Annotated in this window: 11 protein-coding genes; 5 read left to right on the plus strand and 6 right to left on the minus strand. The window is 68.8% G+C overall.

Annotated features, from left to right (window positions below; genetic code table 11):
* Positions 1-21 precede the first annotated feature (21 nt).
* Genes AC6CH0_RS16990 through AC6CH0_RS17000 form a run of 3 tightly spaced genes read right to left on the minus strand, consistent with a single transcriptional unit; the run spans position 22 to position 3,495 of the window.
* Positions 22-1,377 (minus strand): aldehyde dehydrogenase family protein, encoded by a 1,356-nt coding sequence (locus AC6CH0_RS16990; protein ID WP_498103010.1) that lies wholly within the window; start codon positions 1,375-1,377, stop codon positions 22-24.
* Entirely contained in the window at positions 1,374-2,147 is a 774-nt protein-coding gene (locus AC6CH0_RS16995) for a gamma-glutamyl-gamma-aminobutyrate hydrolase family protein (RefSeq protein WP_498103012.1), read from the minus strand. The genes AC6CH0_RS16990 and AC6CH0_RS16995 overlap by 4 nt, the downstream gene beginning before the upstream one ends.
* A complete protein-coding gene (locus tag AC6CH0_RS17000) occupies positions 2,128-3,495 on the minus strand; it encodes a glutamine synthetase family protein (protein ID WP_498103014.1) in 1,368 nt (455 codons plus the stop codon). The genes AC6CH0_RS16995 and AC6CH0_RS17000 overlap by 20 nt, the downstream gene beginning before the upstream one ends.
* Before the next feature lie 225 nt (positions 3,496-3,720).
* Here AC6CH0_RS17000 and AC6CH0_RS17005 point away from each other — a divergent pair, with 225 nt between their 5' ends.
* On the plus strand, positions 3,721-5,283 hold the full coding sequence (locus tag AC6CH0_RS17005) for an amino acid permease (RefSeq protein ID WP_498103016.1): 1,563 nt from the start codon (positions 3,721-3,723) through the stop codon (positions 5,281-5,283).
* 139 nt (positions 5,284-5,422) lie between these two features.
* On the plus strand, positions 5,423-6,928 hold the full coding sequence (locus tag AC6CH0_RS17010; protein ID WP_498103018.1) for an aspartate ammonia-lyase: 1,506 nt from the start codon (positions 5,423-5,425) through the stop codon (positions 6,926-6,928).
* A 13-nt stretch (positions 6,929-6,941) separates the two neighbouring features.
* Here AC6CH0_RS17010 and AC6CH0_RS17015 read toward each other — a convergent pair whose 3' ends face one another.
* From AC6CH0_RS17015 to AC6CH0_RS17025, 3 genes are all read right to left on the minus strand, one after another.
* The gene (locus tag AC6CH0_RS17015) at positions 6,942-7,820 is read right to left on the minus strand and encodes a fumarylacetoacetate hydrolase family protein (RefSeq protein ID WP_498103020.1); all 879 of its coding nucleotides are present in this window, start codon (positions 7,818-7,820) and stop codon (positions 6,942-6,944) included.
* A gap of 107 nt (positions 7,821-7,927) precedes the next feature.
* Positions 7,928-8,686, minus strand: coding sequence for an SDR family NAD(P)-dependent oxidoreductase (locus AC6CH0_RS17020; RefSeq protein ID WP_498103022.1), 759 nt, complete (start codon positions 8,684-8,686; stop codon positions 7,928-7,930).
* 17 nt (positions 8,687-8,703) lie between these two features.
* The gene (locus AC6CH0_RS17025; RefSeq protein ID WP_498103024.1) at positions 8,704-9,552 is read right to left on the minus strand and encodes a fumarylacetoacetate hydrolase family protein; all 849 of its coding nucleotides are present in this window, start codon (positions 9,550-9,552) and stop codon (positions 8,704-8,706) included.
* Positions 9,553-9,701: 149 nt separating this feature from the next.
* Here AC6CH0_RS17025 and AC6CH0_RS17030 point away from each other — a divergent pair, with 149 nt between their 5' ends.
* Genes AC6CH0_RS17030 through AC6CH0_RS17040 form a run of 3 tightly spaced genes read left to right on the plus strand, consistent with a single transcriptional unit; the run spans position 9,702 to position 12,819 of the window.
* Positions 9,702-11,006, plus strand: a complete 1,305-nt coding sequence (locus tag AC6CH0_RS17030; protein WP_498103026.1) for an enolase C-terminal domain-like protein — start codon at positions 9,702-9,704, stop codon at positions 11,004-11,006.
* The gene (locus AC6CH0_RS17035; protein WP_498103028.1) at positions 11,003-11,971 is read left to right on the plus strand and encodes an aldo/keto reductase; all 969 of its coding nucleotides are present in this window, start codon (positions 11,003-11,005) and stop codon (positions 11,969-11,971) included. Before AC6CH0_RS17030 ends, AC6CH0_RS17035 begins: the two co-directional genes overlap by 4 nt.
* Complete coding sequence (locus AC6CH0_RS17040; protein WP_498103030.1) at positions 11,968-12,819, plus strand: amidohydrolase family protein; 852 nt, start codon at positions 11,968-11,970, stop codon at positions 12,817-12,819. Before AC6CH0_RS17035 ends, AC6CH0_RS17040 begins: the two co-directional genes overlap by 4 nt.
* Positions 12,820-12,824 lie beyond the last annotated feature (5 nt).

A 12,824-nucleotide genomic window follows, 5' to 3' on the forward strand; every position in this document is an offset into this window, starting at 1 on the left:
CTCCTGTCGTGGATCGTGCCGTCAGTCGACGGCGAGGAAGACGTTCTTGGTCTCGGTGAAGGCGAGCGGCGCGTCGGGGCCGAGCTCCCGGCCGAGGCCCGATTGCTTGAAACCGCCGAACGGCGTCGTGTACCGCACCGACGAGTGCGAGTTGACCGACAGGTTGCCCGACTCGACGGCACGGGCGACACGGATGCCGCGGCTGAGGTCGCGCGTCCAGATCGAACCCGACAGGCCGAAGCGACCGGCATTCGCGAAGCCCACGGCATCGTCTTCGTCGTCGAACGGGAAGACCGAGACCACCGGTCCGAAGATCTCCTCGCTCGCGGCACGGGCATCGCGCGTCGGGGTGAGCACTGTGGGCGGGAACCAGAAGCCGGGCCCGTCCGGCGCGCCCGCGCGGAAGGCGAGTTCGGAGTCATCCGGAACGAAGGATCGCACCCGCTCGAGGTGCGCAGCGGCGACCAACGGACCCATCTCGGTCGATTCGTCGGCGGGGTCGCCGACCCTGACCCCGGCGACGGCCGGTTCGAGCAATTCCATGAACCGGTCGTAGACGCTGCGTTCGACGAGGATGCGACTGCGGGCGCAGCAGTCCTGGCCGGCGTTCTCGAAGACCCCGTACGGGGCCGTCGCTGCGGCGCGTTCGAGGTCGGCATCGGCGAACACGATGTTCGCGCTCTTCCCGCCGAGCTCGAGGGTGACCCGCTTCACCTGGTCGGCGCAGCCCGCCATGATGTGCTTGCCCGTCTCGGTCGAGCCGGTGAAGACGATCTTGCGCACCGTCTCATTCGTCACGAAGCGCTCTCCGACGACGGAACCCGACCCGGGGATCACCTGGAAGAGGCCGTCGGGGAGGCCTGCCTCGAGCCCGAGCTCGGCGAGTCGCAGGCTCGACAGCGGGGTCCACTCCGCGGGCTTCAGGACGACGGCGTTGCCCGCCGCGAGCGCCGGCGCGAACCCCCATGCGGCGATCGTCATCGGGAAGTTCCACGGTGTGATCACGCCGACGACCCCGAGCGGCTCCTGGAAGGTCACGTCGAGCCCACCTGCCACGGGGATCTGGCGGCCGAAGAGTCGCTCGGGCGCCGCCGAGTAGTACTCGAGCACGTCGCGCACGTGCGAGGCCTCCCACCGGGCCTGGCTGATCGGATGCCCCGAATTCCGCACCTCGATCCTCGCGAGCTCCTCGATGGCGCCGTCGACGGCGTCGGCGAAGCGGCGCAGCAGGCGAGCGCGGTCGACGGGTGCGATCCGCGCCCAGTCGCGCTGCGCTCTGGCGGCCCGTGCGATGGCCGCATCGGTCTCGTCGATCGAGGCTGACGCGACCGTGGTCACGATGCTCTCGTCGGCGGGGTTGACGATCGTGTGGCTCACGCCTGGCTCCTCGTTCGTGATCGGGTTCGGTGGTGCGCGCGTGCGGCCTCGACGAGACCGGCGAAGAGCCGGCGATCGGCGGCGTTCTCTTCGGGATGCCATTGCACGCCGATGCCGAACGGCACGGCTGCGAGCTCGACGGCTTCGATCACGCCGTCGTCGGTGCGGGCCGTCACGCGAAGGCCGGGCGCCACCTCGTCGAGCGCCTGGTGGTGGTACACGTGGATCGGCAGGGGTGCGGCGGGGTCGCCGAGCAGCGCGGCGAGCCGGGAACCAGGTGCCACGGAGGCCTCGGCTTCGCCGAACTTCGCCGGCGCGGGCTGGTAGGCATCGCTGCCGACGACATCGGGCAGGTGCTGCACGAGCGTGCCGCCGAGCGCGACGTTCAGCATCTGCGCACCGCGACAGATGCCGAGGAACGGCAGCTCGAGCTCGATCGCCGCGGTCAGCAGCCGGTCCTCCCACTCGTCGCGGTCGGTGCGCGGCGCCCCGGTGCGCTCGTGCGGTGATTGTCCGTACCGTCGCGGGTCGACGTCGGCACCGCCCGAGACGATGAGCCCGTCGAGCGTCGCGAGCAGGGTGGTGGCGATCTCGTCGGTGGCGGGCTGGGGCGGCAGCAGCACGGCGATGCCGCCGGCATCGGTCACGGCGTCGATGTAGGCCTTCGGCAGGAACGAGGCCGGCAGGTCCCAGACGCCGGTCTGCGCCTGCTCGAGGTAGGTGGTGACGCCGATGACCGGTCGGATCGGTTCAGAGCCGTTCGAAGCCACGCACCCGCTCCCAGTCCGTGACGGCCGCGTCGTATGCGGCGAGTTCGATACCGGCGTTGTTCAGGTAGTGATCGACGACCTCGTCGCCGAATGCGTCGCGCGCGATGGCCGATTCGGCGAAGAGGGCGGCTGATTCGCGCAGCGTCGCCGGGACGCGCGACACGTCGCTCTCGTACGCGTTGCCCACGAATGCGTCGGGCAGCTCGAGCTCGTTCTCGATGCCGTGCAGCCCCGCCGCGATGAGCGCCGCGACCGCGAGGTACTGGTTCACGTCGCCGCCCGGTACCCGGTTCTCGACGCGCATTCCGAGGCCGCGGCCGACGACGCGAAGCGCGCAGGTGCGGTTGTCGAGTCCCCAGGCGATCGCGGTCGGCGCGAAGGAGCCGGCCACGTAGCGCTTGTACGAGTTGATGTTCGGCGCCGAGAAGAGCGTGAGCTCGCGCATCGCGGCGAGCTGTCCGGCGAGGAACTGACGGAAGAGCGTCGACATGCCGTGCGGGGCATCCGGATCGCTGAAGACCGCGTCACCGCTCTCGCCCCGGAGCGAGATGTGGATGTGGCAGCTGTTGCCCTCGCGCTCGTTGAACTTCGCCATGAAGGTCAACGACTTGCCGTGCCGGTCGGCGATCTCCTTCGCCCCGTTCTTGTAGATCGAGTGGTTGTCGCACGTGCCGAGCGCATCGGTGTAGCGGAAGGCGATCTCCTGCTGGCCGAGGTTGCACTCGCCCTTGACCCCTTCGCAGTACATGCCGGCGCCGTCCATGGAATTCCGGATGTCGCGGAGCAGGGGCTCCATGCGCGTCGACGCGAGCAGTGCGTAGTCGATGTTGTAGTCGCTCGCGGGAGCGAGCTCCCGGTAGCCCTTGCGCCACGCCTCGCGGAAGGAGTCGTCGAAGACGATGAACTCGAGTTCGGTGCCGACGAATGCCGTGAGGCCGCGCTCGGCGAGGCGCTCGAGCTGTCGTTGCAGGATGCGCCGCGGGGACGCCTCGACGGGCGTGCCGTCGAGCCACTGCAGTTCGGCGGTGACGAGCGCCGTCGCCTCGAGCCAGGGCGCCATGCGCAGGGTCGAGAAGTCGGGAATCATCGCCATGTCGCCGTAGCCGTGCTCCCAGCTCGACATCGCATACCCGTCGACGGTGTTCATCTCGACGTCGACGGCGAGGAGGTAGTTGCAGCACTCCGCGCCGTGCTCGGCGACGTCGTCGAGGAAGAGCCGGGCTGACACGCGCTTGCCGATGAGCCGGCCCTGCATGTCGGTGAACGCGACGATGACCGTGTCGACGTGGCCGTCGGCGACTGCGCCGCGCAGGGCGTCGAGCGTGAGGTATCCGGTGGGTGCCGACATCCGCTGGCGCCTCCTCGAGTCGGTGAATGGTCGGTGATGCCGACCATTACATCACACGGTCGCGCGATATCCACCTGTCTCGACGCCGCGAAGTGCAGCAGTTCTCGAAGTGGATCTCCAAGAAAGGTCTGTACGAGCAACCATTGGGGGCCCTATAGTCGGGCCAACGCATCCCACCCCCGCGCTGCTCACGGCCGCGCGCTTCGAGAGAGCAAGGGAACCGCCATGACCAAGGACACGCTCAAGGTCTCGGGAGTGAAGTACACGACCGCCGATGCCGGGTACTTCGAGAAACGCCGACTCACCCGTACGGCCGGAGTCTGGGGCCTCTGGGGCCTCGCCGTCGCCGCGGTCATCTCGGGCGACTTCTCGGGTTGGAACTTCGGCATCGACTTCGCCGGCTTCGGCGGCATGCTGATCGCGTTCGCCGTGCTGGTGGTCATGTACTACGGCCTGATCTTCTCGATCGGGGAGATGGCGTCGGCGATGCCGCACACGGGCGGCGCCTACTCCTTCTCACGGGCGGCGATGGGGCCGTGGGGCGGATTCGTGACGGGACTCGCCGAGACGATCGAGTACGTCGCGACGACCGCCGTGATCGTCTTCTTCTCGGGTTCGTATGCCGACGCGATCACGAGTGAACTGCTCGGCTTCTCGATGCCGCAATGGATCTGGTGGCTGATCCTCTACGTCGTGTTCATCGGGATCAACGCCGCCGGCGCGAACATCTCGTTCAAGTTCGCGATCGTCGTCTCGATCATCTCGATCGCGATCCTGCTCGTCTTCAGCGCCATGGCGATCTTCTCGGGACAGTTCTCATGGGACAAGCTCTTCGACATCGTGCCCGACGCCGGCCAGACCGCATTCCTCCCGCACGGCGTGCTGCCGATCCTGTTCGCCCTGCCGTTCGCGATGTGGTTCTTCCTCGGCATCGAAGAGCTGCCGCTCGCGGCCGAGGAGTCGAAGGATCCGGTCCGCGACATCCCGAAGGCCGGCCTCATCGCGCGCGCCACGCTCATCGTCACGGGCCTCCTGGTGCTCTTCTTGAACACCGGCGTCGTCGGTGCTGAGGCGACGGGCGTGGCCGGGGAGCCCCTCCTCGACGGCTTCCGGGCGATCGTGGGCGACGAACTCGCCGCGGTGCTCGCGCTCTTCGCACTGATCGGCCTCATGGCGTCACTGCAGGGCATTATGTTCGCCTACGGCCGCAACATGTACTCCCTCTCGCGTGCCGGCTACTACCCGAAGTTCCTCTCACTGACGGGAAAGCGGCAGACGCCGTGGGTCGCGCTCGTCGCCGGCGCGCTGATCGGGTTCGCCGCCCTCATCGTGCTCGACGTGCTCGCGCAGGTCGATGCCGAGGGGGCGGGTGCGGTCGCCGGCGCGGTCGTGCTGAACATCGCGGTGTGGGGAGCGGTGCTCGCCTACCTGCTGCAGATGGTCGCGTTCGTGATCCTGCGTCGCAAGTACCCGAACGCGAAGCGCCCGTATCGCAGCCCGTGGGGTGTGCCCGGAGCAGTGGTCGCCGCGCTGATCGCCGCACTCATCTTCCTCGGATTCCTGCTGAACCCGACCTTCGTGCCGGCGATCATCGCGATCGTCGTGGTCTACGCCGTGATGCTCGCGATCTTCGCGCTCTGGGGCCGGCACCGGCTCATCCTCTCGCCCGAAGAGGAGTACGCCGTGTCGGGCGGCCTGCACGGCGACCCGCAGACCGAGGGGTACGGGGGCGCGGTGGAGAGCGAACTGCTCTCGGCGGACGGCGTCGACGAGAGCGACCGCGTCTGAACGCGGGCGACCGCCTGCGGCGATAGGCTCGGTTCGAGTACGAGCGCGGCGATCCCGCGCAGACCCCAGGCGATGGAGCCGGCAGCGGGGGCGTCGACACCCTCGACGTCCACTCGCGCACGACTCCGTGGAGGAAGAGATGCACGAGCCCGACACCACCGACGAGACGTACACCGAACCGAGCCCGGTGGGCGGCGCGCAGCCGCTCACCCGCACCGAGACCGACTCCCTGGGGTCCCTCGAGGTGCCGTTCGACGCATACTGGGGCGTGCATACGATGCGCGCGCTCGAGAACTTCCCGATCTCGAAGCGCCCGATCTCGGTCTATCCCGACCTCGTCGTGGCGCTCGCCTCGGTGAAGCAGGCCGCGGCACGGGCGAACCGCGAGGTCGGCGTGCTCACCGAGCAGAAGGCCGAATGGATCGACGAGGCCTGCCAGCGCATCATCGACGGCGAGCTCCACGAGCAGTTCGTGGTCGGCGTGATCCAGGGAGGTGCCGGCACCTCGACGAACATGAATGCCAACGAGGTCATCGCGAACCTCGCGCTCGAGATCGCCGGCCACCCAAAGGGCAGCTACGACGTGCTGCACCCGATCGACGACGTCAACCGAAGCCAGTCGACGAACGACACCTATCCGACCGCGGTCAAGCTCGCGATGACGTTCTCGCTGACGAGCATGCTCCGCGAGCTGGATCTGCTGCGACTCTCGTTCGGCCGCAAGGGTCAGGAGTTCCACGAGGTGCTGAAGGTCGGGCGCACCCAACTGCAGGACGCGGTGCCGATGACGCTCGGCCAGGAGTTCCACGGTTTCGCCACGACCCTCGGTGAAGACCACGAGCGGTTGAGCGAGACGATCACCCTGCTCTCGGAGGTGAACCTCGGTGCGACCGCGATCGGCACCGGCATCACGGCCGACCCCGGGTACGCGGCGGCGGCCGTGCGGCACCTGAGCGCGATCACCGGGCTGCGCCTCGAGACGGCGCCCGACCTGATCGAGGCGACGAGCGACACGGGCGTCTTCATGACCTTCTCGAGTGCGCTGAAGCGCAGCGCGATCAAGCTGTCCAAGATCTGCAACGACCTCCGTCTGCTCTCGTCAGGGCCGCAGGCCGGGTTCGGCGAGATCAACCTGCCGCCGAAGCAGGCCGGGTCCAGCATCATGCCGGGCAAGGTCAACCCCGTCATCCCCGAGGCCGTCAGCCAGGTCGCCTACGCGGTCGCCGGGGCGGATGTCACGGTGATGATGGCGGCCGAGAGCGGCCAGCTGCAGTTGAACGCGTTCGAGCCCGTGATGGCCCACTCACTGCTGCAGTCGATCACCTGGATGCGGCAGGCGTGCTGGACGCTCAGGGTCAACTGCATCGACGGCATCACGGCCAACGTCGATCGGCTCGAGGCCATGGTCGCCTCGAGTGTCGGTGTCATCACGGCGCTCATCCCGTTCATCGGCTACACCGAGGCATCCACACTCGCGAAGCTCGCGTTGAAGACCGGCCGGCCGGTCGCCGACCTCGTCGTCGAGGCGGGGCTGATGAGCCGTGAAGCCGTGATGGCGCAGCTGCAACCGTCGAAGCTCTCGGGCATCCACCCGATCACGACGGCGATCCCGTTGATCGACCTGCAGGGCGAACCCTCGGAGTAGGGTCCGAAGCGAGTCAGACGACCCGGCAGTGCGTCGTCAGCGACCCGATGCCCTCGATCGTGACGGTGACCGTCGAGCCGTCGCGCAGGAACACCTGCGGGTTGCGCGAATACCCGGCGCCGCCCGGACTGCCGGTCGAGATGAGCGTGCCCGCCGGGATCGTCGCGGAACGTGAGAGGTAGGAGATGATCTCGGCAACGCCCCGCACCATCTCGTTCGTCGACGCGTCCTGCAGGATCCGGCCGTCGAGATTCGTCGTCAGCCACAGATCTTGCGGGTCGGCGATCTCGTCGGCGGTCACGACCACCGGCCCGGTCGGGGTGAATCCATCGAACGATTTGCAGCGCGACCACTGCGCCTCGCTGAACTGCAGGTCGCGGGCGGTGATGTCGTTCACGACGGTGTAGCCCCACACGTAGTCGAGCGCGTCGCGAACGTGCACGCCGCGGGCCGGTCGGCCGATGATGACGCCGAGCTCGGCCTCGTAGTCGACCTGCGTGGTGAGGTCGTCGGGCCACGTCGTGGTGGCGCCGTGGCCGGTGAGGGAGTTCGGCCAGAGCGAGAAGATCGTCATCGCCGTCTCGGAGCGCAGCTTGAGCTCGGAAGCGTGCGCGGCGTAGTTCGCGCCGATGGCGATGACCTGCGCCGGGCGCAGCACGGCCGACGAGTGACGGAGCTCGGCGACCGGCGGGGTCGTCGCGGTGCCTCGTGCGACCGCGCTGTTGACGACGTCGCGAACCTCGGAGAGCCCCTCTGCGCCTCGTTCGATGAGGTCTTGCAGGTCGCGCGGTGGGCGCTCCATGAGCTCGTCGAGGAAGATCGCGTGCTCGGCGATCACCGCCGCGAGTCGAGGGGTGGTCTGGCCTTCGACTCTCAGGTGCGCGAACTTCACCTCTTCAGGCTATCGGGCGACCGGGCGAACGCGCTGTGCACGATGTACAACGAAGGAGGCTCCGAGCACCGCCGCGTCGACAAGCGGCGCCCGGAGACCACCCCTCGTCAGTGGGCGGCGGGCCGTAGCCGCAGTTCCTGCATGCCCCCGTCGACGGCCAGCGCGACACCGGTCGTCGACCCCGAGGCGGGGCTCGCGAGATACGCGACGGCACCCGCGACCTCGTCGGCTGAGACGAGACGCCCGTGCGGCTGTCGGGCCTCGAGCGCCGCACGCTCGGCCGCCGGGTCGTCGGCGGAGTCGAGCAGTCGGCCGATCCAGGGAGTGTCGGCGGTGCCGGGGTTCACGGCGTTCACGCGAATGCCCTCGCGCACGTGGTCGGCGGCCATCGCCCTGGTCAGCGCAGCGACGGCACCCTTGCTCGCGCTGTAGAGCGCTCGCTGGGGCAGACCCGCCGTCGAGGCGATCGACGCCGTGTTGACGATCGCGGCGGCCGGCGAGTTGCGGAGGTGCGGCAGTGCCGCCCGCGCGACGCGCACCATGCCGACCACGTTGATATCGAAGACCCGGTGCCATTCGTCGTCTGGGTTCGACTCGATCGTGCCCTGCGCCCCGATGCCGGCGTTGTTCACGACGATGTCGATGCGGCCGAGCTCGGTGACGACCTGCTCGATGCCGGCGCGCACGCTGTCATCGTCGGCCACGTCGACGGCGACCGCCAGATCGGCGTGCGCCGCGGCATCCGGCTGCAGATCGAAGACGGCTACGCGTGCGCCACCCTGCTGGAGCCGGGCGGCGATCGCGGCGCCGATGCCGGATGCTCCGCCCGTGACGATCGCGACGAGGCCGCTGAATTCACTGGTCATGTTGAGGGTCCTTCCGGTCAGGCGGAGACGTACTGTTGACGCTGGCGTCCGAGGCCGTCGATCTCGAGTTCCACGACGTCGCCGGCGGAGAGGTAGGGGAACCGGCCCGACAGTGCAACGCCCTCGGGAGTACCCGTGAGCACGAGGTCGCCCGGTTCGAGCGTGAGGTACCGGCTGAGCGTCCAGATGATCGTGTCGATGCCGAAGATGAGGTCGCTCGTGCGCGAGTCCTGTCGCGGCTCGCCGTTGACGAAGCTCTGCAGGCGCACGTCGTCCGCGATCAGTTCATCGTCGGTCGCGAGCCACGGCCCGGTCGGGCAGAAGCCGGGTGCGCTCTTGCCCTTCGACCATTGCCCACCCGACTGCGCGATCTGCCAATCGCGCTCGGAGAGGTCGTTCGCCGTGACGTAGCCGGCGATGTGCGCACGGGCTTCCGCCGGGGAATCGAGGGTGCTCGCGCGCCGGCCGATCACGACGCCCAGTTCGACCTCCCAGTCGGTCTTCTCGCTGCCGCGCGGGATCGCGACGTCGTCGAACGGGCCGACGACGGTGTTCGGGGACTTCATGAACATGACGATCTGCTTCGGCGGTTCCGAGCCGGACTCGGCAGCGTGGGCCGCGTAGTTCATGCCGATGCAGTACACGGCCGACGGCCGGGCGATGGGGGCACCGGTGCGAAGGCTCGCGGCATCGGGCAGTTCGGGCAGTTCGCCGGCGGCGACCGCGGCACGCGCACGTTCGATCCCGTCGGAGCCGAGGAACGACCCGTCGATGTCGGGGGTGATCGCACGCAGGTCGAGCGCGCGATCTCCGTCGAAGACGACGGGGATCTCGGTGCCGATGCTGCCGAGCCGGGCGAATCTCATGCTGGTCCTCTCCATTGAGCGCGGCGCCGCGAGAACATCTGAACTCTGACTGAGGTGTGCGCTGAATCAGGGAGATTCTTGCACATCTCATCGCGCTTGACACAGTAGACATCGGATGTTTATGCTCGGGATCGCCACGAAAGGACCTCATGAGCACCATCGTCAGCGTTGATACCCGGGACATCCGCTTCCCGACCTCCCTCGAGCTCGACGGGTCGGACGCGATGAACCCCGACCCCGACTACTCGGCGGCGTACCTCACGCTCCGCACCGACGCGGACGACGACCTCGAGGGCCACGCCTTCGTCTTCACGATCGGCCGAGGCAACGACGTCGAGGTTGCGGCACTCGACGCGCTTCGCGGGCACCTGATCGGCCAAGACGTCGAGGCGCTGCTCGATGACATGGGCGCGGCGTGGCGCCTGCTCGCCCACGATTCGCAGCTCCGTTGGCTCGGCCCGGAGAAGGGCGTCATGCACATGGCGATCGGCGCGGCGATCAACGCCCTCTGGGACCTCAAGGCGAAGCGCGCCGGACTGCCGCTCTGGCGCCTGCTCGCCGAGCTCTCGCCCGAAGAGCTCGTCGCGCTCGTCGACTTCCGCTACCTCAGCGACGCACTCACTCCCGGCGAGGCGCTCGAGTTGTTCCGTGCCGCCGAACCCGGCCGCGCCGAGCGCACCGCCGAGCTCCTCGAGCTCGGCTACCCCGCCTATACGACCACGCCGGGGTGGCTCGGGTACTCCGACGAGAAACTCGATCGGCTCTGCCGCGAGGCCGTCGCCGAGGGGTACCCGCAGATCAAGCTCAAGGTCGGCGCCGACCTCGCCGACGACATCCGTCGCCTCGGCATCGCCCGCGCAGCGGTCGGGGACGGCTTTCCGATCGCGATCGACGCGAATCAGCGGTGGGACGTCGACGTCGCCATCGAGTGGGTTCGCGCGCTCGCCGGATTCGACGTCACCTGGATCGAGGAGCCGACGAGCCCCGACGACATTCTCGGCCACGCCGCCATCGCGCGCGGCATCGCGCCGATCAAGGTGGCGACGGGCGAGCATGCGGCGAACCGGATCATGTTCAAGCAACTGCTGCAGGCGGGCGGCATGCACGTCATGCAGATCGATGCGACGCGAGTCGGCGGCGTCAATGAGAACATCGCGAACCTGCTGCTCGCGGCGAAGTTCGGTGTGCCCGTCTGCCCGCACGCCGGCGGGGTCGGTCTCTGCGAAGCGGTGCAGCACCTCTCGATGTTCGACTTCGTCGCACTCTCAGGCACGATGGACGGGCGCATGATCGAGTTCGTCGACCACCTCCACGAGCACTTCGTGACCCCCGCCGTGGTGCGCCGGGGCCGCTACCTCACGCCGGTGGCGCCCGGAGCCGGCACCGAGATGCTCGAGGCATCCGTCGACGCGTACACCTGGCGCGGCGCGCACGTCGACGAGGTGGTTGCGTGAGCTCCGACGTGTGCTCCGCCGAGCGGCTCGGCCCGCTCGGCTACGGTGCCGCCCCGGTCGGCAATCTCTACCGCGAGGTGAGTGACGCAGAGTCGGCTGACGCGCTCGCCGCGGCCTGGGACGGCGGTATCAGGTACTTCGACACCGCACCGCACTACGGTCTCGGCCTTTCCGAGCGTCGGCTCGGCGCGTTCCTGGCCGAGAAGCCACGTGACGACTTCGTGCTCTCGACGAAGGTCGGCCGGGTGCTCGATCCGAACCCCGACTTCGCGGGCGGCGACGATCTCGCCCACGAATTCGCCGTGCCGAACCGCACCGTCCGGCGCTTCGATCCGAGCGAGGCGGGCATCCGCCGCAGCATCGAGGACTCACTCGAGCGCCTCGGGCTCGACCGCATCGACGTCGCCTACCTGCATGATCCTGATGTCTACGACCTCGATCGAGGGCTCGGCGAGGGGCTCCCTGCGCTCGCAAAGCTGCGAGACGAGGGCATCGTCGGTGCGATCGGCATCGGCACCAACAGCGCGGATGCCGCAGCTCGTGCGGTTCGGGAGGGTGACCTCGACCTCGTGATGGTCGCCGGGCGGTACACGCTGCTCGAACAACCCGCCCTCGTCGAGCTGCTGCCCCTCTGCCTCGAACGCGGTGTCGGCGTTGTCGCCGCCGCCGTCTTCAACTCCGGGCTTCTGGCCACGGATGAGCCCTCGGCGAGTGGCCGGTACAACTACGGCATCGTTCCCCCCGCCACGCTGGCGCATGCACAGCGCCTGGCCGACAGCTGTCGCGCCGAAGGCGTCGCGCTTCCCGTGGCGGCACTGCACTATCCGCTGCGCCATCCCGCCGTGCGTACCGTCGTCGTGGGCTCCGCGAGGGCGCGCGGCGTCGCCGAGAATGCCGCGCGCATGGGCGCAGCGGTGCCCGATTCCCTGTGGACCAGGCTGCGAGACGAGGGGTTCATCCCGTGACCGACACTGTCCGAACGATCGACGCGCACCTGCACCTCTGGGATCGCGCGGTGAGCGAGTACGCGTGGATCACGCCGGAGCTCGGCCCGCTCGATGCGGACTTCGGCCCTGAGCAGGCGTGGGCCGAGCTCGAGGCGGCAGGTATCGACGCTGCGATCCTCGTGCAGGCCGAGGACTCGCTCGCGGACACGCGTTTCATGCTCGACGTCGCGGCGCGCCACGACTGGGTGGCCGGGGTCGTGGGCTGGGTTCCGCTCGACGATCGCGCTGCGGCATTCCGGGCGCTCGACGCGCTCGAGGACGAACCTGCACTCCGCGGCATCCGCCATCTCGTGCACGACGACCCGCGAAACGACTTCCTCGAGCTGCCCGACGTGCGCGCCTCATTGGCGGAGGTCGCCGGCCGCGGGCTCGCATTCGACGTGCCCGACGCGTGGCCGCACCATCTGCGTTCGGCCGGTGCACTCGCTCGCGCGCTGCCCGAGCTCACCGTGGTGATCGATCACCTTGCGAAACCGCCGGTCGGCCGTGACGACTTCGCCGCCTGGCGCGCGGAGTTCGAAGAGGCGGCGGCGCTGCCGAACACCGTCGCGAAGTTCTCGGGCCTGCATCTGCCGGGCGTGCGGTTCGGCGTCGCGTCGGTTCGACCCCTCTGGGAGCTCGCACTCGACGCGTTCGGGCCGGATCGCCTCATGTACGGCGGGGATTGGCCGATGACGGTGCCACACGGCGGCTATCGACCGACGTGGACCGTCATGAGCGGATGCCTCGACGCGCTCGCGCCCGAGGAGCGCGCCGCCGTGCTCGGCGGTACTGCTGAGCGCGTGTATTCGGCCGGAGTAATCTGATGTCT

The organism is Agromyces sp. GQ35 (assembly GCF_059758475.1).

What these genes read in the sequence shown, in the direction of transcription:
- AC6CH0_RS17020 (WP_498103022.1), bottom strand. Translation starts at nt 8,686, where the DNA reads ATGACCAGTGAATTCAGCGGCCTCGTCGCGATCGTCACGGGCGGAGCA.
- AC6CH0_RS17000 (WP_498103014.1), bottom strand. Translation starts at nt 3,495, where the DNA reads ATGTCGGCACCCACCGGATACCTCACGCTCGACGCCCTGCGCGGCGCA.
- AC6CH0_RS17030 (WP_498103026.1), top strand. Translation starts at nt 9,702, where the DNA reads ATGAGCACCATCGTCAGCGTTGATACCCGGGACATCCGCTTCCCGACC.
- AC6CH0_RS17005 (WP_498103016.1), top strand. Translation starts at nt 3,721, where the DNA reads ATGACCAAGGACACGCTCAAGGTCTCGGGAGTGAAGTACACGACCGCC.
- AC6CH0_RS17025 (WP_498103024.1), bottom strand. Translation starts at nt 9,552, where the DNA reads ATGAGATTCGCCCGGCTCGGCAGCATCGGCACCGAGATCCCCGTCGTC.
- AC6CH0_RS17010 (WP_498103018.1), top strand. Translation starts at nt 5,423, where the DNA reads ATGCACGAGCCCGACACCACCGACGAGACGTACACCGAACCGAGCCCG.